This window comes from Streptomyces sp. P17, assembly GCF_032436805.1.
GTDB lineage: Bacteria > Actinomycetota > Actinomycetes > Streptomycetales > Streptomycetaceae > Streptomyces.
Window position 1 is genome coordinate 64,700 of sequence record NZ_JAVRBF010000009.1, and the last position, 20,657, is coordinate 85,356.

Consider the following 20,657-nt stretch of genomic DNA (forward strand, 5'->3'; position numbering starts at 1 on the left):
CGTGCGGTGGTTCAGGGGTGGTGCGTGGTGACGGGGGGGCGGCTGTCGGCGGTGAGTGGCCGGGCGCCGTCGTAGCCGCCGAACTGCTCGTCGACGACGAAGCCGGCCGCGTGCAGCAGCTCGGTCAGCTCGGCGGGGTGTAGAGGCGGACCGATCGGGTTCTACGTGGGTGGCGTGCGGTGGAGGCGGCCGTCGGCGTCGGGCAGACCGCGGGGAGCGGTGAGGTAGGCGCGGCCGACGACGCCGCCCCAGCCGGCGTGCCACAGGCGCGTCAGGTCGGCCCACCCGGCCAGGCCGCCGGCGTACCACAGGTCGGCGCGCGGGTGGCGGCCCGCGATGCGGTCGAGGGCCTGCCAGGGGGGCGGGGTGCGGTGGGTGGCCGCGCGGGCGTCGGTGATCAGGATGGGCTGGGTGCCGCCGGTGGCGTCGAGGAGGGCGTCTAGGGCGTCGGTCAGCGCCACGCTGGTGGTGCGGGTGAAGCCGTCGGTAACGATCCGTCCGTCCACGGCGTCGAGGGACAGCATCAGTTGTCCGGCGTCGGCGAGGGTGGTGAAGTCCGGCCAGGCGTGCGGGTCGAGGCGGCCGTCGGGGACTAGGCCGGTAGAGCCGAGCAGGACACCGGCGGCGCCGGCGTCCAGGAGGCGGCGGACGGCCGGGGCGCGCGGGGCCAGGCGGCCGCCGGCCCACAGCTGGCCGGGGTGGTGGCGCACGGCCGTCTCCAGCAGCGCGGTGCTGGTGCTGGTGCCGGTGGAGCGGTCGAGGTCGATGACGGCGGTGGGAACGTCGTCGTCGAGGAGGTCGGCGAGCAGCCGTCCCGGCGGCAGGCCGGGGAGGGAGGTGACCGTGCCGTGGCGGACGTCGACGTTCACCCGCCAGTGACCGGTCGGCCCGGCGGGGACGGCGGTGGCTGTTGCGGTCGCCGGGGTGTGGGTGGTGGGCATGCGGGCGCCTCCGGGGTCAGGCGGCGGCGAGCGCGGCCGGGCGGGGGACGGGCGGTTCGTTCCAGGTGGCGGCGTGGGCGAGTTCGGTCCGCATGGCGGCCAGTTGGGCGGTGGTCCAGGTACCGGTGCTCACCACGAGGTCGAAGCTGGAGGCCATCTGCCGGTGCAGCGTGCCCGCCGCACGGTGGGCCCCGTCGCGCAGGTAGGCGCCGGCGTCTCCACGCAGCAGGTGCCCGGTCAGGCGCTTCTGGATGCTGTGGTGCAGGTTGGGGCGCAGGCTCGGCAGGTCGGCGGCGTCGGCGATGTCGTGCCGACCGGAGCGGTGGTACAGGGTCCAGGCGGATTCGACGCTGCGGGTGACGGCCCGTCCGCCGAGCTGTTCGACCAGGGCGCGCGCGGCGCGCAGCGTGCTGCCGTAGCCGACGTTGTCGTCGATGACCAGTACGGTCGTGTCGCGGGCGGCGGCGGTCAGGCGGTCGCGGTAGGCGCGGGGCGCGGTAGCGCGGTGGCGGACGGTACCTCCGGCGCCGAGGTAGGCGACGTTCCCCTGGTCGTGGAAGCCGAGGCGGACCAGGTGCACGTCGATCGGTCGGCCGAGCAGGGCGGGAAGGACGGTCCGGGCGGTCAGCGCGAGGGACAGCGACCCGTACAGCGGGGCGAGGACCGTGGTGATGTCGGGCTGGGGCGCCAGTACGTGCTCGGCGAGGAAGCGCAGCTCGTTGCCGATCTTGACCGTGTTGTCGAGCTCCCGGAAGGTCCGCCAGCCCGCCTCGTGGGCCTGCAGCAGCGCGAGGTCGCCGGGGTGCGGGGCGAACGGGCCGGCGGCGCGGTGGCCGTGCAGAGCGGCGGCGGTGGAGGTGGCGATCTCCAGCAGGCGTTCCAGCGCGGCCGGGCGCGGATCGTCGGTGAGGCGGGGGCGGTCGGTGAGGCCGTGCCAGAGGGTGTAGGCGCCGGCGGCGGCGAGGTTGTGGAGGTTGTCGAGCAGTGCGTGCCGCAGTGCCGGGGCCTGCCCTGGCGCCTGGCGGTCCAGGCGGCCGAGGGCTTCGCCCAGCGCCGCCCAGGACGGCAGCGCCGTACGTGGCTGGTAGTAGGCCGGGCCCCGGCCGAGCCGGATATGCCGCGCGCCCGCCTCGGGCCGGGGCCCGCTGGCGTCCGGGAGGAAAGCGTCCAGCAGTGCGGGGTCCAGGCCAGCGCGGGCTGCGAGGCGCAGTTCGGAGGCGGGGATGTGCACCAGGCCCAGCAGGTCGCAGGCGACGGCGCTCCCGGCGCGGGGATCCGGCAGGGTGGGGCCGGTGGGGTGGGCCGTGTTCGCCCGGGGTGGGGGAGAGACGGTGGTAGCCGTGGTGGTCACGTGGGCTCCGTTTCGCGGATCGGCTTGCTCGCGGCGTGGTCGCGCAGCACGGTCAGGCAGGAGGCGAGGTTGGTGAAGCGGGTGGTCGGCCCCGATCCGGGCGGGGGCTGCCCGGTGGGGGTGATCCAGACCGGGTGCAGTCCGGCGGCGCGGGCACCGACGACGTCGGTGTCCCACTCGTCGCCGACGTACAGGCACTGCTCGGGCCGGACGGCCAGGTCTTCGCAGGCCCGGTGGAACGGCGCGGGGTGCGGCTTGCGGTGGCCGTTGCCCAGCGCGCACACCACGGTCTCGAAGTATGGGTCGAGGCCGGCCTGTTTGACCTTGGCGTGCTGGTGGTCGGCGTCGCCGTTGGTGATGACGCCGAGCTGGTAGACCTGCGCGAGGCGCCGGAAGGCGTCGACGGTGGAGGGGACGGGTCGGATCGCGCGCACCTGCCGGTGGGCGAAGTCGTCGACGTGGGCGGTCAGTTGCCGCTCGCCCAGTTCGATCCCGGCTTCGCGCAAAGCGACTTCCCATACGTGGCGGCGGGCGGCGGTGTGCGAGCCGAGCGCGGCCAGGGCGTGGTCGTAGTTGCCCCACAGCCGGTCGGAGGTGTTCACGTAGGTGGAGGCGATGACGGCCGCGCTCACGCCGGGATGAGCGTCGGCGAGGCGGGCGGCGACGGCGTGCAGGGCGCGCTGCCAGATCGCGCGGGTGGGGATCAGCGTGTTGTCGATGTCGAACAGGACGGTGGTGACCGCGGGCAGTGGCGGCGCGAGCGGCTGGTGGGGGTCGGGGTTCACTGGGCTGCTCCGTGTCCGGTCATCCGCGCAGCCAGAGCGAGGGCGGCCAGGCCCTCGGCGGCGGCGGGGGCGTTCTCGTCGCGGGTGAGGCGGAAGAACAAGTCCGGCATGAGCAGGCCGAGGATCCGGGCCCGGTCCAGGGGCAGGCCGTCGAACCGGTCCAGCAGCCAGGTCGTGCCGAGGAGTTGTCCGCCCAACGGCTCGGCCAGCGGGCAGGTGATTTCCAGGACACCGTGGTGCTCGCGGACCGCGGCGTCGGCGAGCAGGCCGGTGTGCTTCAGGCAGGAACCGGCCAGCTTGGCCAGCGTCTGGTCGAGGTCGTGCAGGCCGGCGAATTCGGCGTCGATCACCCACCAGCGCGGCTCGGTCGGGTGGACGAGGATGTTGCACAGGTGGAGGTCGCCGGTGGCGTGGATCAGCCAACCGCCGGGGGCGGCCGGGGTGAGGGAGCGGCGCGCGAGGTGGATGAGCGAGCGGCAACTGAGCTGTGTCGGTGTCCCGTTGAGGTGCAGGGTGTGGTCGGCCCAGGGCTGCAGCCGGCGAGCGAGGTCCTCGACCCAGCCGGACAGCACCGCGGGCGTCTGGAGCGAGTGGTCTACGTCGTCCTCCCGGCGGGGGGTCAGCGTCGCGGTGGCGCCGTGGACCAGCCGGGCGGCCACCTCGCCCAGGACCGATAGGAACCGCTCCGGGTCGGTGGCGGCCAGGTCGCGTAGGGGGATGCCGTCCAGAGCCTGGGAGACCAGCGTCGCGTCCTCGCCTCGGTAGTGCAGCGCGGTGGCGGGCACGGGCAGATGCCGGGCGAGGGCCTGCAGACCGGTGTGCTCCCGTTCGGCGAACGCCCGGCCGCGGCCGGGCTTGATGATGACCGCTCCCGCGGCGGTGCGGGCGCCGAAGACCGGCGTGCTGCTCGGCCGCAGCTGGGTGAGCGTCCCGTCGGGGGAAGCGTAGGCGGGAGCGGGGGCGTGGCAGTCGTCCGGGCTGTCCCAGTACGGGGCGGGTACCTCGTCGCGGACGCGGTCGACGGCCGCGGCGATCTCGTCGGTCAGCGGCAGCGGAGTGGGACGCTCGGCCAGCAGCTTGGCGTCCAGCAGGCCGGCGTCCAGTACCGTCCAGCGAGCCTGGTCGTCCTCGCCCGCGTACAGCAGCCGGATCCGTCCGCCGCCCTCGGGCAGCAGCGCGGGGTAGAAGGCGTAGCGGGAGTCCGGGCTGCCGGGGCCGCCGCGGTGCAGGACGGTGCCCAGCGGTCGCCAGGTTAGGCCGTCGCGGGAGTGCGCGGCGGCCAGGGAGCGGGAGGTGCCGGCGCCGTAGACCATCAGCAAGCCGCCGTCGGACGTCGCGGCGACGGCGGGGCAGTCGGCGGCGTACGCGTCCGGGGCTCCGGCCGGGCCGGTGGGGACGACGACGCCGTGGCGCTGCCAGGTGCGGCCGTCGTTGGAGGTGGCCAGGTGGATGCGCCGGTGATGGTCGTCGCGTCCGGCGTACCACATCCACCAGGCGCCGCCGCGGTGCAGCACGGCCGGCAGCAGCACGTGCTCGCCGTCGGTCGCCCCCTCCTCGGTGCCCGGGGTGAGGACGAGTCGGGGGGCGGCCCAGGTGGTTCCGCCGTCGCGGCTGATGGTGTGGTAGATCGACCAGGCCCCGCCGTCGGGCCGCGCGCTGAAGTAGGCGTGCAGCGCGTCCTGGTGGACCGCCAGGCTCGCGCCGGTGACGTCGTCGCAGCCGTCCGGGACCGGCAGCGGCCGGGCACCGTCCAGGGGCACCGGCCCGCCCCCGGGCTCGGGCGCAGCCGTAAGGACGATGCGGTTGCGGCCGCCGGTGTACCAGGGCTCGGGGGCGCGGCCGGGCAGCTGCCGGGGGATGTAGGTCCGGGCGTCGGCCGGCCCGGTGGTCACGGCCAGCAGGCGGCGGCCGCGGTGGCGGATGAGGGCCGGGGCGAAGGTGATGCGGCCGTCGGCGCCGGCCAGCACGCCGCGGTGGCGCCCGACGAGGTCCGCCCGCCCCTCCACCCGGTGCGGTCGTCGGCGTGGGCGCGGCAGTCCGGCCGGTGCGGCGGACAGCAGGAAGTGATCGCCCGCTTCGAGGAGTTCGCTCACCTGGGTGGTCTCGCGCACTGCGCGGCTCAGCGCGGTGAACGCCGCCTGGTCGGTGGCCGTCTGGTCGACGTACGGGCGCATCCACGCTGCGACGCCCTCCAGCGAGTACCGGTCGGTGACCTCCAGGCCGGCCGCATGCAGCAGGTCTTCAGCCTCGGTGAGGCGGTGGGTGCGGGTGGGCGGCATGTAGTCGTCGGCCGACACCGTCGACAGCGGTTGGTAGCGGCCGTGGTCGAGGTATCCGCCGCCGGTCAGGGCGGTCATTTCCGCGAACCGGCCGCGCTTGAGCAGGTCCCGCAGCACCGAGGTGCGGGTCAGGAAGATCGCGTGGAGGCGGCCGCCCGGTGCCAGCACGGTCGCGGCCCGGCGCACCGCCTCGAGGGCGTCCGCGTCATCGAGCAGGTGGTACAGGGGGCCGAACATCAGCACCGCGTCGAACTGGCCCGGGGGCGGAGCGAGGTGCTGCGCCGGGCCGTGCTGCGTGCCCAGCAGGTGCCCTTCCAGACCGGCCTCGCGGAAGCGGGCGCGGGCGCTGTCCAGGCTTTTCACGGACAGGTCGGACAGGGCGACCAGGTGTCCGCGGCGGGCCAGTTCCAGGGCGTGGACGCCGGGGCCCGAGCCGATGTCGAGAATGCGGCTTCCCGGGCGCAGCCCGGCCAGGACCTGCTGGTGGAGGACCTCCGTCTCCAACCGGTGGTAGGGGCCGGAACGGGTGCGCCGCCACTCCCGCTCGGGGTCCGCGTCGTAGAACGCGGCCACCCGCTCGATGCCGCCGACGATCGTGGGGTCAGCGGGCGTCCGGCCCGCCGGGAAGGCGCCAGAGGTCCCCGTCGCGGTGAAGCCGGTCGCGGGCGGCGAGATGGTCGAGGCGACGCTCAAGGAGGTCGAGGTCGATGTCATGGCCGAGGTCACGCAGCCTCTCGTCGAGTTGGGTGGTGGTCAGGGGGCCGGCGGCCAGCAGGCACGCGGCCATCTGGTCGGCGTCGCGCAGGACCCGCCAGGGCAGGACCAGCGCGGGCAGGTCGGACATGGACCAGGCAGTGAAGTGCGGCGACGGGTCCGCGGTGTCCGAGGCCGCCAAGCACGCCAACTGCGGTTCGTACGGGGCGAGGTGGTCAAGGAAGAAGCGGGCGGTGCGGCCGGAGTCGACGACCTCGTCCACCACGATCAGCGGCTGGTCCTGCGGCGGCGTGCCGGGGGCAAGGAGCCCGTCGGCCGCGGCGAGAAGCTCCAGGCCGTCGGTACGCTCGCCGCGGCGGCGAGCGGCGGCGGCCAGCACCGTCGCGGCGGGCAGGAGATCGGCCAGGGACTGGGCGGTGATCCACCCGCCCTGCAAGATCCCCACCAGCGTCACCGCACCGGGGTGGGCGCGGCGGATCTGCCCGGCCACGTCGGCGGCCATCTGCTGGTACGCGAGCCAGGACACCATGCGGGCCCGGCGGCCGACCGCCGCGGTGAACACCAGGTCGGACGCCGGCACCTCGGTCGGCGTTCGCGGGCTCAGGCGGTCAGGCATCGCGGACTTCCGGGGCGTAGCGGTCCCACAGCAGCGCCATCAGCCGGTCCGAGCCGCCCGCCACCCGCGCGAACGCCTCCTTTCGCGGTTGGTCCGCCGGACCGCCGCCGGCGCCGTGGGCCGGGGCGGGAGTCTTGCGGCGCGCCCACAGGCTCGGTGCGGGCGGCAGCGCCCCGCCCGCAGCGCGCACGGCGGATTCCAGGCCGGCCAGGTGCTCGCCGATGCTGCGGCCGAGCGCGGTGATCTCTTCCGGGTGGTTGAAGGGCGTGCCCACGTCCAGGGTCAGCGGCACCAGGTACACCGCAGCTGGGACGCCGGTCAGGGCCCGGCGCAGTCCGGCGTGGGTGAGACCGGTGAACACGCTGTCGTCCAGGTGCACCACCACCTGCCCGTCCGCCTCCAGGCGCCCGGTGCGCCATGCGGTACCGGAGACCCGGGCCATCTCCTCCTCGTGGACCGAGCCGCGGGCGAGCGCGAGGCGGACCCGGCCTCGCTGACCGGCCGGCAGCATCCCGGCGAACACCGGGCCCGCGGCCATCGCGCCGAACGCCTCGCTGACAAGCAGCACCGGCGCGCCCGGATGCGCTGCGGCCAGCGCTGGCCAGCGGGTCTGTGCGACAGCGGCGATCTGCCACAGCACGTCGCCCTCGCGCACGGCGCGCACCGCGTCCGCCGCGACCTCGGGCCCCTGCAGCGCCCGCGCCAGCTCGCACAGGACCTCCGGGATCCGGGCATCGGCGGTCAACGCGGCGGCCCGCTCCGCCCAGGTGGCCGGATCGCACGGCCCGGCCGAGCAACTGTCCGGCTGCCACCGGTTCCAGGCCGCCTCGGCCAGCAGCGAGCCGAGCCCCTCCAGGACCTCGTCCAGCACCCCGGCCGCCCCGCCGTGGCCGAGGACTGCGGCGCTCCACCGCGCGCTGCACACGTCCTGCACCGCCGATTCAAGGAACGCCAACCACGCCAGCCACGCGTACCACCCGGCCGGTTCCCGCGCCGCGGGCTCCGCCAGCGGGCGGGCGAACGCCGCGTACCGGGGCCACCGTTGCTGGACGGCGGCGAACCGCCGGCCGGGCGCAGGAGCGCGGCCGGGCAGGTACATCTGCGCGTCGGCCGCGTAGTAGCCGAATCCGCGCAGGTACACCCAACCCTCGCGCACCACCCGGTCGTCGAAGAACGCCCGCGCCGCCGCCGAAAGTTGATCCTCCAGCGCGGCCGGAACACGGAAGCCGCCGCCGTCCGCCAGATACTGCGCCGGCGCAGCACTCGGTGGCGGGCTGATCGCGCCGCCGGCCTGGAGCGCCGCCGTCCAGCCGCGCTCCAGTTCCCGGCGCTGCGCGGCCATCTCCTGCGACCAGCCGAACAGCCGGCGCCGCGCCGGCAGCTCGAGGCCCGCCCGGCCGGGCTCGGCGGGCGCGGTGGGGACGGCTGCCCCGGCAGTCATGCCGCCACCGGCCGGGCCAGGGCCTGGGACGCCTCGGCGAAGACGGCGGCGTAGGCGTCGATCGTCTCCTCGGTGTCCTCGCCGGTGACGCTCACGCTGATCCGGCCCGCGTTGTAAGCGCTCTCGCCGTGGAAGGGACCGCACCGCCGCGGCCGCCAGGTGCCGGCCGCGGCGTGCAGCGGGACCGGACACGTGAACAGTGGCATGCCGGACAGCGAGCCGACCGACGGGTAGTGTGCCGGAACCCCAGCGTCCCGCAGCCGCCGCAGGTAGGTGTCGACGGCCACCCCCTGCTTCAGTTCGCCGGGCTGGATCTGCGGCCGGTAGGAGAACCAGCCGCCCATGCCGGCGCCGGGCCGTACCACCGGCGGCCGTACCCCCGCCAGGCCCTGAAGGCCCCGGCTCAGCCGCTCCAGCAGCGCGCGGCGGGCCGCCAGGCGTTCCACCAGGTCCTCGGCGTTGGCCAGGCCCACCACCGCGGCCAGCGGGTGCATCCGCATCTTCAGCCCCAGCCCGGTCTCCCCGAACGCCGCCAGCTCCGGGTCCTCCAGCAGCAGAGCGCGGCCGCGGTAGTGGCCGGCCAGCAGCGCCCGCTCGCGCCACTGCGGGCGCGAGGCGCTGAACAGGCCACCCTCACCGGCGGGCCAGGACTTCCTGTCCTGCATGCTGCCGACGCAGATGTCGCCGAACGTCCCGACCCGCTGCCCGTTCAGCGTCGACAGGTAGGCGTGGCTGATGTCCTCGATCAGGTGCAGACCCCGTTCGCGGCAGATTCGGGTGATCTCCTCCATCGCGGCGGGATGCCCCAGGTAGTGCGTCACCGTCACGCAACGGGTCAGCGGGGTAATCGCCGCCTCCAGCGCCGCCGGGCACAGGTTCCCGGTGTCCGGCTCGACGTCGACCAGCACCGCGTTGAGCCCGGCGTGCAGCGCCGGTGTCAGCGAGGCGTGGAACGTGGTGACCGGCCCGATCACCTCCGAGCCGGGCGGCATGTCCAGCGCGAGGTAGGCCGCGTGCAGCCCGGCGGTGCCCGAGGAGAACGACAGCGGATCCGGCAGGCCCAGAACCTTCTCGATCCGCTGCTCCAGTTCCCCGATCACGCCGGAGCCATCTGCCACCGACAGCGGCCCTCCCGCGCGAATGTAGTCCGCGAGCGCCGCAGCGATCCGTTCGCGCTGCGGACTCGGCTCAAAACGGTGCGGCATGGCGTTCTCCAACTCCCGTGTAACGGCGGCCGGTAGGCGGCCGTACGCGTCGTGACAGGTGGCGGCGACGGCCCGGATGAAGGCCGGCCAAGCCGTCGGCGCGGTCGGCCGGCGGCGGGCTCACAGCACACAGCGCTCGGAGAGACCGCGGCAGAGGGGACCGGAGAGAACGTTGAGAATTTCGCGGGGAGAGCGAGAAAAGCCGAGAATTCGCGCTCCACACAGGAGATCTGACGTAGCGTCCGGGCGTGATGACCCTCCGCGACGCGACGTCTGCGGACGCCGGGTCGGCGTCCGCGCCCTCCTCGAACCGGGCCCTGGCCGCCGCCCTCCGGGCAGCCCGATGGACGCCCCGTGATCTCGTCCGGGCCCTCAACTCCCGCCTGGAAGCCGCGGGCCAGCCCACCTTGCACCTGACCGCTGGCCGGGCCTGGCTCAATGGCACCAGGCCCCGCTCGGCGACCGTGCGCCGGCTCGTGGCCACCGTCCTCACCGAGGCCACCGGCACCCCCTCCACCGCCGCGGACCTCTGGGGAGAGCCCGCTGCGGGCGGCACGACGCCCGAGAAGACCGCCACCGACGACCTCGTCGGCCGCCGCTCGGTCGCTGATGTCCTGGCCACCGCCACCGCGTGGACCGCCACCGACCCGCAAGAGCAGGCCATCCTCCACCCGGCAGGCGACAGCCAACTCCTGAGCGCCGTGTGGGACGCCACCCGGCAAAGCCCGCTGCGCGCCGCTGCACAGGGCACCCAGGAGCAGGTCCTGCCCGCGTTCGTCGACGTCCTCGAAGGCCATCTCGGCCGCCTGCGGCGGCTGGACGACACCGCCGGAGGCGGAGCCCTGTCCCAGCGGTACGTGCGCACCGAACTCGCCGGCGTTCTCGACCTGGTCCGCAGCAGCAGCTACACCACCGACGTCGGCACCCGCCTCCTTGCCACCGCCAGCGGCATGGCCCAGCTCAGCGGGTGGATGGCCTTCGACGCCGACCTCCACGCGGCAGCCCAGCGCTACCAGCTCCTCGCGATCCGCCTCGCCCGAGCCGCCGACGACACCATCACGGTCGCCAACGTCTTAGGCATGCTGGCCTACCAGCACGCCGCGGCCGGCAAGCCCGCCGCCGCCCTGCGCTACGCCGAAGCCGCCGTCGACCACACCGCCCGCAGCAGCCCCATCGTCCGCGCTCGCGCATGGGGCCGCATGGCCACCGCCCACGCCGCCGCCGGTGACATCAGTGCCTTCCGGGACGCCACCGAGCGCTGCCGGGCCCTCCTGGAACACCGCCGGGACGACGACCCTCCCTCCCTGTACTACTTCACCCCCGAACAGGTCTCCGCCGAGGCCGGCCACGCCCTCGTCGAACTCGCCGCCACCAACCCCGCTCACACCAGGCGCCTGCTCGCCGAGGCGACCACACTCCTGTCACCCCTCACCGACCACGGCCCCACCAGCGGCTTCCCCCGCTCCGCCCTCCTGCACGGCATCCACCTTGCGCACGCCCACGTCCTCGCCCGCGACCCCGACGCCACCGCAGCCACCCTCCTGCAACTCGCCGACCGGGTACCCGACGTGCAGTCCATCCGCTGCCGCAACCTCCTGCGCCGGATCCGCCGCTCCGCAGGCGCCCGCATGCGCGCACCGGACGGCGCCCGTGCGCTCACCGCCGTCGACAGGGCACTATCGGCTTCATGACCTTCGTGCCCACCGCCCCCGACGCCCCCGCCGAGATATGCCTGACGCCCTCCGTGACCGCCGCGCCCTACGACCATCCGGACGCCCGCCGCCTGACCCAGGCCCTACGCGCTGAACAGCTCGGCCTGTACGGCTTCGCCGACGATCCGGACACCACCCCCGAGGCGGACTTCGACCCGCCCCGCGGCCTGTTCCTCATCGCCCACCTGGACCAAGAGGCGGTCGGGTGCGGAGGCGTACGCCTCCTCGACGAGCACACCGCGGAGATCAAGCGGATGTATGTCTCCGGCGAAGCCCGCGGCCACGGAATCGGCCGGTACCTTCTCGAACACCTCGAACGGCACGCTGTCAGCCGCGGGGTAACGCGGATCATGCTGGAGACCGGACGGCGCAACACTGCCGCCCTGGCCCTCTACCGCCGCACCGGCTATCTGCCCTGCCCCTCCTACGTCGCCGGACGCGACCACCGAGTCAACCGGGCCATGATCAAGCCCCTCGGCAGCAGCTCACCGTGACTGCTGGAGGACAGCCCCGCCCGGCGCTGGCCTCCCGCCAAGGAGGGTGAAGTACTCCGTCGCGATGATCGACTCTCGCGTCGCTTCGGGAAGCCGCGAGAGGATCCCAGGAAGAGGCCGCTCCCGCGCTGCTTCGCTGCGGTGCGCCAAGATCGCCGCCCACTTCCTATCCAGGCAGTCGCTCACATCGACCGTCGCGTTGACGTGTCCGTCCGGCACGCTGAGCACCTTCTTGCCGACCCGCGTCAACAGCACACCCAGTTCGTCCACCCCCGAATCCGGATGCGTCGCGGCGTACAACGCATCGGGCTGCCACGGAGCCCCGGCCTGCGGGTAGAGGTGTTCCAGGCCCGCGGCGTGGAACGCCAGCAGGGTCGCCTGGTGGGTGCGGAGGTGATCCGGGTGGCCGGTCAGTTGGCCGTAGGCGTCGTGGGTGACGACGATGTGCGGCCGTACGGCGCGGATGTGTTCGACGATCAGTCCCGCCACCTCCTCCAGCGGGGCGTCGCAGAGCCGGGGCCGGCCGGGCGCGGAGTCAGGGATGCGGGCATCGGCGAATCCCAGCATTCGCGGCTTGCCCGCCCCCAGGATGTCCAGGGCGTCGGCGAGTTCACCGGCCCGGTGGCTGTCGGGTGCCCAGGTGGCGGTGACCACGGCGGTCGCGGCGCCTGCGGCGGCGTGCTGCGCGAGGACGCCGCCGACCAGGAGGGACTCGTCGTCCGGATGGCCGAAGACGGCCAGCAGGGACGGCCGGGACGTAGAAGAGGACGGAGGCACGGATAAGACCCTTTCTGTCGAACGCGGTAGCGGAGGGTGGTCGCGCCGGGCTACCAACCGCGGGAGGCGTACGGCTGGACGTGGGCGGGCGGGTGATCGAGCGGGAGGCTGGGGTTCCAGGCGGTCAGGCACTGGGCGCTGGGCACGAACAGCGGCTGCGGCAGCGCGGCAAGGGGCCAGAATCGCCAGGACCCGACGGCTTCCTCCCGCTGCTGCGGCGTGCCGGACCAGGTGGTGACCAGAACGGGCACCGTCACGGGAACGATGTCGCCCACCTGGTCAAGGAGGGTGCCCAGTACCCGCGCACCGCCTGGGTCCGCCAGCAGACCGGCCTCTTCGTAGAGTTCGCGGACTGCCGCCTCGGCGAAGGACTCGCCCGGCTCCACGGACCCGCCTGCCAGCTCCCACGTGCCGCGCCGGTGACGGCCGAGAAGGACACCGTCGGCACCCTGGACGATCACCCCGACCCCGAGCGCGGCGGTCGGCGGCGGCAGCGACCTGCTGCGGGGCCGGCTCGGCACGCGCTCCGGGCGGCGGGCCGCGTACAGCCGGTAGGAGACCGAGTTGTCCGGCTGCGGGGAGTCGATCGCCGTGACCGACTCCAGGATGAAGCCGTGCTCGCCGAGGAGGTCTTCCCACAACTGCGGGCTGAGCACCCACATGTGCACAATGTGGTCCTCGGTCGTGCCGGGCAGCCGCAGCACCTCGGGCCGCGAGGCCACTTCGCTGGAGGGTCCGCGGCCGTCGGAGTTGGTGTGCAGCGCCGAGAAGATCAGCCGGCCGCCGGGCCGGATGCCGTTGGCCAGGGCGGCCAGCAGCTGTCGCGGGTCGGTGAACGGGAGCCCGCTGACGGAGTAGACCAAGTCGTACGGACCGGCGGCGCGCAGGTGGTCCGCCGCGTCGGCGCACTCCAGGCGCAGACCCCGGGTGGCCGGGTAGCGGGCGGCGGCGCGCTCGTGCTGGGTGGGGGAGGAGTCCACGGCGGTGACCTGAGCGCCGAGGGCGGCCATGTAGGCGGCGTGCCGGCCCAGCCCGCTGCCCAGGTCGAGCACGCGCAGCCCCCTCACGTCGCCGAAGACCTCGATGCCGGGGCCGGCGTCGGGGACGTCCCAGTCCCACCCGTCCAACTCGGGCAGCTTGACCGCCCGGGCGAGCTGGTGAGCGCCGTACGTCGTCCAGGCGGCCATGTTCTGTGCGTCGGTGTCCGACATGAAGTGCTCTCCAGCAGCAAGAAGGGATGTTCAGGGACGCAGGGCGTAGCAGCGCAGGACGTCGAGGTCGGCGGTGCGGACGATGGACCAACCGGCCGTGAGCAGCTCGGCGTCCGCCCTCGTGATCCCAAGCCGCTGGAGGGCGGGATCGCTGGTCGTACGGCGGCCAGCAATCTCGGTGACGACCCAGAACGTGCCGCCGGGCGCCAAGAGGCGGCGGACGCGGTCGACGAACGCGGCCTTGTCGTCCATCCACCGGTAGACCAGGCGGCAGGTGACGATGGCGTAGGCCGCATCGGGCAGGGCGGCCAGGTCGCCGGTGGTGATGTCCCAGCACCGCCAGCCCGGCCCCGGGGCAGTACCGGTGTCTTGGGCGGCGGCGAGGGCGAGGGCGCTGGGGGAGCAGTCGATGCCGGTCGTGCGGTATCCGAGCTCGTGATGCAGGTGCCGGGCCAGGGTGCCGTCACCGCTGCCGATGTCGAGAGCGGGACGACTACGCCCAGGACCAAGGTGATCGTTCATAAGCCCCAACTCGGTCTCAGACAACGGTCGGTACCGGCGCCCTTCGGCCCAGAGCGGTTCCCAGTAGGCGGCGCTCGCGGTAGACCCGGTGATGGTCACGCTGCTCCTCCCCAGGCGGTCGGCACGGCCGTGGACCCGATGTGCCGCTCCGCCCAGCGTCGAACCGCCGGGGGCAGGGGTTTCGTCTGCCTGGAGCCACCTACCCCGCGTTCGGATACGCGGGCGGGCACCGGGCCAGTGCGGTCGTCGGCGGGGATCAGGGAAGGGAGCACAGGCTTCTCCTCGGCGATGCTGTCGTCTCGCCGCCACACGGCGGCGGGACGACGGGCGGGCTCAAGTGGTCAGCGGTCCTGGGAAAGTTGAAGGAGCTCGGCGAAGGTTCCGCCGGCGTGGACGAGGTCGTCGTACCGGCCCTGTTCGGTGATCCGGCCGTGCTCCATCACGATGATGTGATCGGCGATCTTGGTGTTCTCCAGGCGGTGGGTGACCACGATGGTGATCCGGCCTGCGGCGATGGCCTTGATCTGCTCGAAGATCTGGTGCTCACCGCGCGGGTCCATCTGGGAAGTCGGCTCGTCCAGGATCAGCAGACCCGGCAGGCGGTACAGGGCCCGGGAACACGCGATGCGCTGCCACTGCCCGCCGGACAGCTCCGAACCCCCGAAGACCTCGCGGGACAGCAGGGTGTCCAAGCCCGCGGGCAGGTCGTCGATGGCTTCGCGCAGGCCCACTGCGTCGATCGCCTCCCAGACGGGGCCGTCGTCGTAGGTGCGGGGCTGACCGAGGGTGACGTTCTCCCGGAGCGGCATCGGCCACTGGGCGAAGATCTGTGGCACCAGCCCGGTCTGCGCCCACACGCTGGCGGGGTCCACCTTGGCCAGGTCGGCACCGTTCCAGGTGACCTTGCCCTTGTCCGCCAGGTAGATGCCGGTGAGCAGGCGGGTGAGCGTGGACTTGCCTGAGCCGTTCGCGCCGACGATCGCGAGGATTTGACCGCGCTCCAGGGTGAGGGAGACACCGTCGACGGCGGGCTTGTCCTTGCCCGGGTACTGGTAGGAGACCTCCTCGAGCCGGATCTGCTCGACCATGTCGCCGGGCCTGTCTGGGCCGCGCTTGGGGGTGCGGGCCGCGGCGTCGTCGAGGAAGGCCTGCATGTCGCTCAGGTAGAGGCTGGTGTGAAAGACCGCAGCGCCGTTGATGACGACCTGGGAGAGCGCGGCGAGCGTGGTCTGCACGGCGATGACGGCCGTGGCCGCGACCGCCAGTTCGATCCGACCTGAGACCGCCAGCCACGCCAGCGCTCCCCAGGTCGCGACGAGGAACACGCCGCCCGCCACGGCGGAGATCAGAGCGATCCGCAGGGTCCGCGGCGCGGCGGCCAGGGTGCGCCGGTCGCACCGGTCGGACAGGGCCCGGTACCAGTAGACGAGGTAGTCGGTCATCGAGTTGGCGCGGACCTCGTCTCCGTACTTCGACGTGGTCGCCCACCAGCGCATCATCCCGCGCACGTTACGGTCGGCGATGTTGGCGTAGTGGATCTCGTAGTCGACCCGGGCGGTCAGGACCGCCCCGACACCGGCCGGCAGCACCGCGAGCAGGAGCAGCGGCAGCATCAGCGGGTTCAGCACCGACAGCACCCCGCCGGCGGTGACCATTCGGATCAGCGCGGACAGGAACCGCTGTGCATCGGCGACCATGACCTGGGTGCGGATCACCCCCATCTCGGCCGCCTCGTGCCGGTCGGAGAACCCCTCCTCCGCGTACGCGGACGCCTCCACCCGGCACACGGCCTCGACCAGGGCGCTGTCCGTCTCCGTCGTCAGCCGCGGGGTGATCCGCCGCTCCGCGTACGTGGCCACCGCCGCCGCGCCGCGGCCCAGCGCGGCAGCGAGCGCAACCACCACCAGTGCCGGGACAGCTCCGTGCAGCCGGTCGCCGGCGGAGCCGTCGCCGAGAACTGGCCTCATGGCGCGGGCGGTGGCGGTCAGCAGCACTGCGGCCGAGATGCCCGTGACCACCTGGCAGCCGAGCAGCAACTGCACGGCCCGCCGGTCGGTCCGCCACGACAGCCGGGCAATCCGGCGCAGAACGGCCGGGATCTGCCCGCACATCCGCCGGAAGGACACCTCGGCGAGCGGATTGACGGAGTACTGCCCGCTATAGGTGATCTCTGCCGGTGGTGGCGGAGGAGGCGCAGTGGCGTGGTGTTCGTTCGTAGCGGCCGAGGTCAACGTGGTCCCCCTTGACGGTCGTCCTGCGTTGTCGTGAGGCTCAACGACCCGGCCGGGATATCGAACACATGTGTTTCGGTCGGTCCTGAAATCCCGAGATAGAGCGGGTGGCGGCGCGTGGACGATGCATGGATCCAGCCCGCGCAACAGGTGTGTGAATGTGGGTGGTTGGCCGAATCGCCGACGATGGTGCTCGCGAGCTGGGGATGGGCGCGTTGGGCCGCACCGGCTCGCACTCGAGTTGTAGAGTGCGAACCTCCCCGTACGCCACGAACCTTCGCTGGAGCTGACTGTGCACGTGCTCGATGCCCGTATCCGAGCGGTCGGTGACCGGGAGCGTTCCCGGACCGAATCGGAGGTGGCCCGTGGCGATCAGTGATGCCGCCATCTCGGACGCCCTGGCCGCGTACCTTGAGCGCTACCCGGATGAGGCCGAGCTGCTGTCCCGGCCCGTGCAGATGCTCTCCAGCGGTGAGGGCTTCGCCTCGCGGCGGAGCTTCCCAATGCACGTGACGGTGGGCGCGTTGCTGGTGCGTGGCGGCTGCGAGATCCTGCTGATCGAGCACCGCGCCTACGGGATCACTTTGCAGCCCGGAGGCCATCTCGAGCCGACCGACACCACGCTGATCGACGCCGCTGTGCGCGAGCTCTCCGAAGAGACCGGCCTCGATGCTGCGGCAGTGTTCCTGGCGGATCCGGTCCCCGCGTATGTGGAGTACGGGCGCGTGCCGGCCCGCCCGGAAAAGGGGGAGCCGGACCACTACCACCTCGACATCGGGTTCGCCTTCACGACGGACCACGCGGACGTGGGCCAGATCCAGGAAGCGGAGGTGACCGGCGCCGCCTGGTATCCACTCAGGGATGCCGAACGGCTCGTCGGCCACCGCATCGCCCGGGCAGTCATCAGGCCGGCCCACGCGGGCTGACCCCGCAGAACCGTACGATTCGGGCCAGCCGCCGCACTGGATCGTGCCGCGCACCGGCCGGGACCCGGCGGGCTCGGTCCGACGCCCTCCGATCACGCCTGGGCTCCGTCGAGTTGAGCGACGACGACGAGCCAGCTCGTGATCGTGACGTCGTCGGGATGAGTCTGGGCATACGCCTCATCCAGGATTGCCATCTGCTGTTCGTAGGAGAAGCCGCGTTCGGGGCGGGCGAAGACCGGGATGGACAGCCAGGCCCTACGCTCGGCCATGGTGGTGTGCTGGGCCGTGACGTCCGTTTCCACCAGCGTCAGCCCGGCTGCAGCCAGATGGCCGGTGACGGCCGTGAGCGGCAGTCGGGCGGCGCTCGCCGGCGCCGGGGGCGTGCCGTAGTCGCGGGCGGCGATCTGCTCGATCAGCGAGCCGAGCGAGGGCTTGGCGGGTCGGGTTTGTGCGTCCGGGTGGGTGACTCCGGCGAATCCGCCGCCGATATTGAACACGAATCGGCCGCCGGGACGCAGAACGCGGCGGACCGCGGTGAACACGGCAGCCACGTCCGTCTTCCAGATGGCCGAGTTGCACACGACGGCGTCGACGCCGTGGGCGGGGGCGTGCTCAGCCAGGTCCTCGGCGGGGGCGGAGACCCAGGACAGGCGTGGATCGTTCAGGGTGCGGCGGCCAATGCGCTGCATGGCCGGAGCGCTGTCGAGGGAGATGACCTGGGCGGCGGGCGGCGCCAGGGCGAGGATGGCTTCAGCTGTCGCCCCGGTGCCGCCGCACAGGTCAACGATCATGTGGCTGTCGGTGAGGCGGGCACGGGCGGCGAGGTCGCGGCTGGAGGCGCTGTACATGGGGAAGGTGCGGGCGAACGTGGCGTAGGCCTCGGCGGTGGTCTCGTCGTCCCAGCCGGTCAGGGCGTCCTGCGTCAACGTGGTGTCCTCGATTCGGTGTTGGTCCCGGGCCGGCCGGTTGGCTGTGGCGTCGGTGGCTTCAGCCGTACTGCGCGCAGGCCGCGCCGGGGGTGCCGGATCAGTCGAAGGACGGCTTGCGGTCCCGGGTCCGCTTGAGTTCGAAGAAGCCGTCCGTCGCGGCCACGGCGAGCAGGCCGTCCCAGAGCCGTCCGGCGGCTTCGCCGCGGGGGGCCGGGGTGACCACGGGGCCGAACAGGGTCGTACCGGCGATCCGCAGGACGGGGGTCCCGACGTCGAGTCCGACCTCGTCGAACGCCTCGTGGTGCGAGTCCTTGATGAGCTGGTCGAACTGGGCGCTGGTGGCCGCCGCGGCCAGCGAAGCTGGCAGACCGGCCTCCGCCAGGGCTTCGGTGATCACGGTGGGATCCTCGCGGCGCCGCTGGTTGTGCAGCCGGGTGCCGATGGCGGTGTACAGCGGGCCCAGCGCAGGGCGGCCGGCGTGCTCGGCGGCGGCGGCGCAGACGCGCACCGACCCCCAGGCCCTTTCCATCAGCTTCCGGTAGTCGTCGCTGAGGCCCTTGCCCTCGCGCTGGTCGAGGTTGAGGTAGGCGAGCGACATGATCCGCCAGTCGGCGCGCACCGGTCGGACCTGCTCGACCTCCAGGAGCCAGCGCGAGGTGATCCAGGCCCAGGGGCACAGCGGATCGAACCAGAGCGGGACCTCGTGGACATCGTCGCTGTGCGGCTCTTCCGTGATCGTCATGATGGGCACCGTCCAATCTCCGTGTGGTCGTGCACGGGTTCGGCGTTCTGTAGGTGGGTTACATGTCGAACAGCCCGCTCTGGACGGGCAGGTTGTGCTTGGCGGTGCGACCAGCGACCTTGACCAGGGCCGCAAGGCCGCCGAGCCGAGGGTCTTCGTCCGCGGCGCTGATGAGCCGGAGGAAGACCTTCGCGGTGACCTCGACGTCGGCCAAGGCCCGGTGCCGGTCCGGCGGCTGCGGGATGCCGAAGTGCGCCAGCAGCGTGTCGAGTTTGTAGTTCGGCAGGTTCGGGATGAGGCGCTTGGCCAGCGGGATCGTGTCGAGGAAGTCGGTACGGGCCAGCGTCGGGCAGTGCTCCGCCTGGTGGTGGATGATGCCGGCCTCGGTGGCCGCGTGCTGGGCCACCAGCAGGTACGGGGTGCCGGCCGTGAGCCGCCGGTCCAGTGCCCCCAGCGCCTCGGCCGGGGCGGGGGCCGCCTCGAGCTGCTCGGCGGTCAAGCCGGTTTGAGCGGTGTCCGCCGGGGTCACCGGGGCGAACGCCGGCGGCCGGATCAGGGACGTACTGCGGCCGGTCTCCCGCCAGACGCCGTCCAGGCAGCGCAGAGCGAGGGCCGCGACCTCGATGGGCTGGGCCGGGTAGCCGGTGGGGGTCGTCGTCTCGAAGTCGATGACCACGAACGTCGTCGCCCGAAAGGCCGGGTCCTCGGTCAAGCGACCCATGTGATCACCGTTCTCGTGGGTTCCGTCACGCTGCTCGCCCCGGCCCGCGCCGAGGCGAGCATGCCCGACTGCCAGCCGTCGTGATGCACCGTCACCGGCCGATGACGTCGGCGACGGCCCGGGCCGCGGCAGGTAGATCCGGCCCATGCCAGTGCTGCTCGCCGGTCCAGGTCTCGCTCAGGGACCGGTACAGGTCCGTCATCACCGGCAGGAAGTCGGGCGGGAGCGAGGCGGGCCGCGGCCACTGGCTGCGGGGCACGCCGTCGGCGATCAGTTTGCTGGTGGGGATCTCGTTCCCGGAGCCCACGTACCAGTCCCGCAGGACCTGCTTGCCACAGTGCACGCCGTCCAGCATCAGGCGGCTCTCGTCCGGTGTGCCGGGGCTGTCGGCGAGCACCAGCTCCTGATCGCTCGACATCAGGTACTCGGCCTTGCCGTCGCAGTGGCTCAGCCCGACCTTGTCCGCGTGCCCGGTCAGCACCGTGTTGATCGTGAGGGTGACCTCGCGCAGGGCCTGGAACTGCTCGTCGTCCAGGCCGGCGAGGTGCTGGGCCTCGGCCGCGGTGAGGAACCGGTTCACGTCGTCCCGGGTCGTTGCGTACTCGATGAGCGGCCGCTTCAGCTTCTCGCCGACCGGGGGGACCGTGTCGAGTCCGACATCGGCCGGGGTCAGGTCGCCGACGGCCAGCCGCCGGTGGACGGAGCTGCCCGGCGGGAGCTCGTTGCGGAAGAGGACCTGGAGGGGGAGCAGGTAGTTGCCGGACGCCGGAGTGAGGGGACGGGCGGTGGGGTCCGGGAGGCGCGCCAGGGTGAACTCGATCCGGTTCGGGGCGATGAACCGGCGGAAGTGCGTCCGTACGCCGGCATCCTCCAGCAAGCGGAAGTTGAAGACGGCCATGCGGCAGATCGCCTCGCCCTTGCCGGGGATCGCATCCGGCATCCGGCCGTAGTGGAAGACGGTGTAGTGGTCGGTGTACTCGAAGACGCCGACGCCTTCCCGTCGCGCGGTCGGCGGTTCGATGACGTGCAAATTCTTGGTCGAGTTCAGGACGGGCATCGT

Annotated in this window: 19 protein-coding genes; 4 read left to right on the top strand and 15 right to left on the bottom strand. The window is 72.9% G+C overall.

Annotated elements, in window-relative coordinates; translation table 11 throughout:
• The first annotated feature begins 20 nt into the window (after window positions 1-20).
• Window positions 21-143 (top strand): hypothetical protein, encoded by a 123-nt coding sequence (locus RMT89_RS07970; RefSeq protein ID WP_315883162.1) that lies wholly within the window; start codon window positions 21-23, stop codon window positions 141-143.
• An 18-nt stretch (window positions 144-161) separates the two neighbouring features.
• Here RMT89_RS07970 and RMT89_RS07975 read toward each other — a convergent pair whose 3' ends face one another.
• Genes RMT89_RS07975 through RMT89_RS08005 form a run of 7 tightly spaced genes read right to left on the bottom strand, consistent with a single transcriptional unit; the run spans window position 162 to window position 9,332 of the window.
• Window positions 162-941 carry a HisA/HisF-related TIM barrel protein gene (locus RMT89_RS07975; protein WP_007492679.1) on the bottom strand — a complete coding sequence of 260 codons (780 nt, stop codon included), beginning with the start codon at window positions 939-941 and terminating at the stop codon, window positions 162-164.
• A gap of 16 nt (window positions 942-957) precedes the next feature.
• Complete coding sequence (locus RMT89_RS07980; protein ID WP_007492678.1) at window positions 958-2,292, bottom strand: phosphoribosyltransferase; 1,335 nt, start codon at window positions 2,290-2,292, stop codon at window positions 958-960.
• A complete protein-coding gene (locus tag RMT89_RS07985) occupies window positions 2,289-3,077 on the bottom strand; it encodes an HAD family hydrolase (protein WP_007492676.1) in 789 nt (262 codons plus the stop codon). The genes RMT89_RS07980 and RMT89_RS07985 overlap by 4 nt, the downstream gene beginning before the upstream one ends.
• On the bottom strand, window positions 3,074-6,049 hold the full coding sequence (locus tag RMT89_RS07990; protein ID WP_007492675.1) for a methyltransferase domain-containing protein: 2,976 nt from the start codon (window positions 6,047-6,049) through the stop codon (window positions 3,074-3,076). Before RMT89_RS07990 ends, RMT89_RS07985 begins: the two co-directional genes overlap by 4 nt.
• Entirely contained in the window at window positions 5,958-6,686 is a 729-nt protein-coding gene (locus RMT89_RS07995; protein ID WP_007492674.1) for a phosphoribosyltransferase, read from the bottom strand. The genes RMT89_RS07990 and RMT89_RS07995 overlap by 92 nt, the downstream gene beginning before the upstream one ends.
• Window positions 6,679-8,127 (bottom strand): hypothetical protein, encoded by a 1,449-nt coding sequence (locus RMT89_RS08000; protein WP_007492672.1) that lies wholly within the window; start codon window positions 8,125-8,127, stop codon window positions 6,679-6,681. The genes RMT89_RS07995 and RMT89_RS08000 overlap by 8 nt, the downstream gene beginning before the upstream one ends.
• On the bottom strand, window positions 8,124-9,332 hold the full coding sequence (locus RMT89_RS08005; RefSeq protein ID WP_078508475.1) for a DegT/DnrJ/EryC1/StrS aminotransferase family protein: 1,209 nt from the start codon (window positions 9,330-9,332) through the stop codon (window positions 8,124-8,126). The genes RMT89_RS08000 and RMT89_RS08005 overlap by 4 nt, the downstream gene beginning before the upstream one ends.
• A gap of 251 nt (window positions 9,333-9,583) precedes the next feature.
• On the opposite strand from RMT89_RS08005, the gene RMT89_RS08010 reads away from it, so the two are divergent.
• Both RMT89_RS08010 and RMT89_RS08015 read left to right on the top strand, forming a co-directional pair.
• On the top strand, window positions 9,584-11,023 hold the full coding sequence (locus RMT89_RS08010) for a hypothetical protein (RefSeq protein ID WP_007492670.1): 1,440 nt from the start codon (window positions 9,584-9,586) through the stop codon (window positions 11,021-11,023).
• Window positions 11,020-11,538: a GNAT family N-acetyltransferase gene (locus RMT89_RS08015; RefSeq protein ID WP_007492669.1), complete on the top strand. Its 519-nt coding sequence runs from the start codon at window positions 11,020-11,022 to the stop codon at window positions 11,536-11,538. The genes RMT89_RS08010 and RMT89_RS08015 overlap by 4 nt, the downstream gene beginning before the upstream one ends.
• Here the strand turns inward: RMT89_RS08015 and RMT89_RS08020 are convergent.
• From RMT89_RS08020 to RMT89_RS08035, 4 genes are all read right to left on the bottom strand, one after another.
• Complete coding sequence (locus RMT89_RS08020) at window positions 11,530-12,315, bottom strand: PIG-L deacetylase family protein (protein ID WP_007492668.1); 786 nt, start codon at window positions 12,313-12,315, stop codon at window positions 11,530-11,532. The genes RMT89_RS08015 and RMT89_RS08020 overlap by 9 nt on opposite strands.
• 50 nt (window positions 12,316-12,365) lie before the next feature.
• Complete coding sequence (locus RMT89_RS08025) at window positions 12,366-13,526, bottom strand: bifunctional class I SAM-dependent methyltransferase/NUDIX hydrolase (RefSeq protein ID WP_007492667.1); 1,161 nt, start codon at window positions 13,524-13,526, stop codon at window positions 12,366-12,368.
• Window positions 13,527-13,556: 30 nt separating this feature from the next.
• Window positions 13,557-14,048, bottom strand: a complete 492-nt coding sequence (locus RMT89_RS08030) for a bifunctional 2-polyprenyl-6-hydroxyphenol methylase/3-demethylubiquinol 3-O-methyltransferase UbiG (protein ID WP_106432613.1) — start codon at window positions 14,046-14,048, stop codon at window positions 13,557-13,559.
• Between the two features lie 341 nt (window positions 14,049-14,389).
• Entirely contained in the window at window positions 14,390-16,279 is a 1,890-nt protein-coding gene (locus tag RMT89_RS08035; protein ID WP_043728859.1) for an ABC transporter ATP-binding protein, read from the bottom strand.
• Between the two features lie 365 nt (window positions 16,280-16,644).
• Between RMT89_RS08035 and RMT89_RS08040 the strand changes: the two genes are divergently transcribed.
• Window positions 16,645-17,205, top strand: coding sequence for an NUDIX hydrolase (locus tag RMT89_RS08040; protein ID WP_007492664.1), 561 nt, complete (start codon window positions 16,645-16,647; stop codon window positions 17,203-17,205).
• A 92-nt stretch (window positions 17,206-17,297) separates the two neighbouring features.
• On the opposite strand, the gene RMT89_RS08045 is transcribed toward RMT89_RS08040, so the two are convergent.
• The 4 genes from RMT89_RS08045 to RMT89_RS08060 form a co-directional block, all read right to left on the bottom strand.
• Window positions 17,298-18,131, bottom strand: a complete 834-nt coding sequence (locus RMT89_RS08045) for a class I SAM-dependent methyltransferase (RefSeq protein WP_007492663.1) — start codon at window positions 18,129-18,131, stop codon at window positions 17,298-17,300.
• Between the two features lie 100 nt (window positions 18,132-18,231).
• A complete protein-coding gene (locus RMT89_RS08050) occupies window positions 18,232-18,876 on the bottom strand; it encodes a disulfide bond formation protein DsbA (protein ID WP_050815019.1) in 645 nt (214 codons plus the stop codon).
• A 58-nt stretch (window positions 18,877-18,934) separates the two neighbouring features.
• Window positions 18,935-19,597, bottom strand: coding sequence for a PolC-type DNA polymerase III (locus RMT89_RS08055; RefSeq protein ID WP_007492660.1), 663 nt, complete (start codon window positions 19,595-19,597; stop codon window positions 18,935-18,937).
• A 91-nt stretch (window positions 19,598-19,688) separates the two neighbouring features.
• Window positions 19,689-20,654, bottom strand: coding sequence for a phosphoribosylaminoimidazolesuccinocarboxamide synthase (locus RMT89_RS08060; RefSeq protein WP_007492657.1), 966 nt, complete (start codon window positions 20,652-20,654; stop codon window positions 19,689-19,691).
• Between the last annotated feature and the right edge of the window lie 3 nt (window positions 20,655-20,657).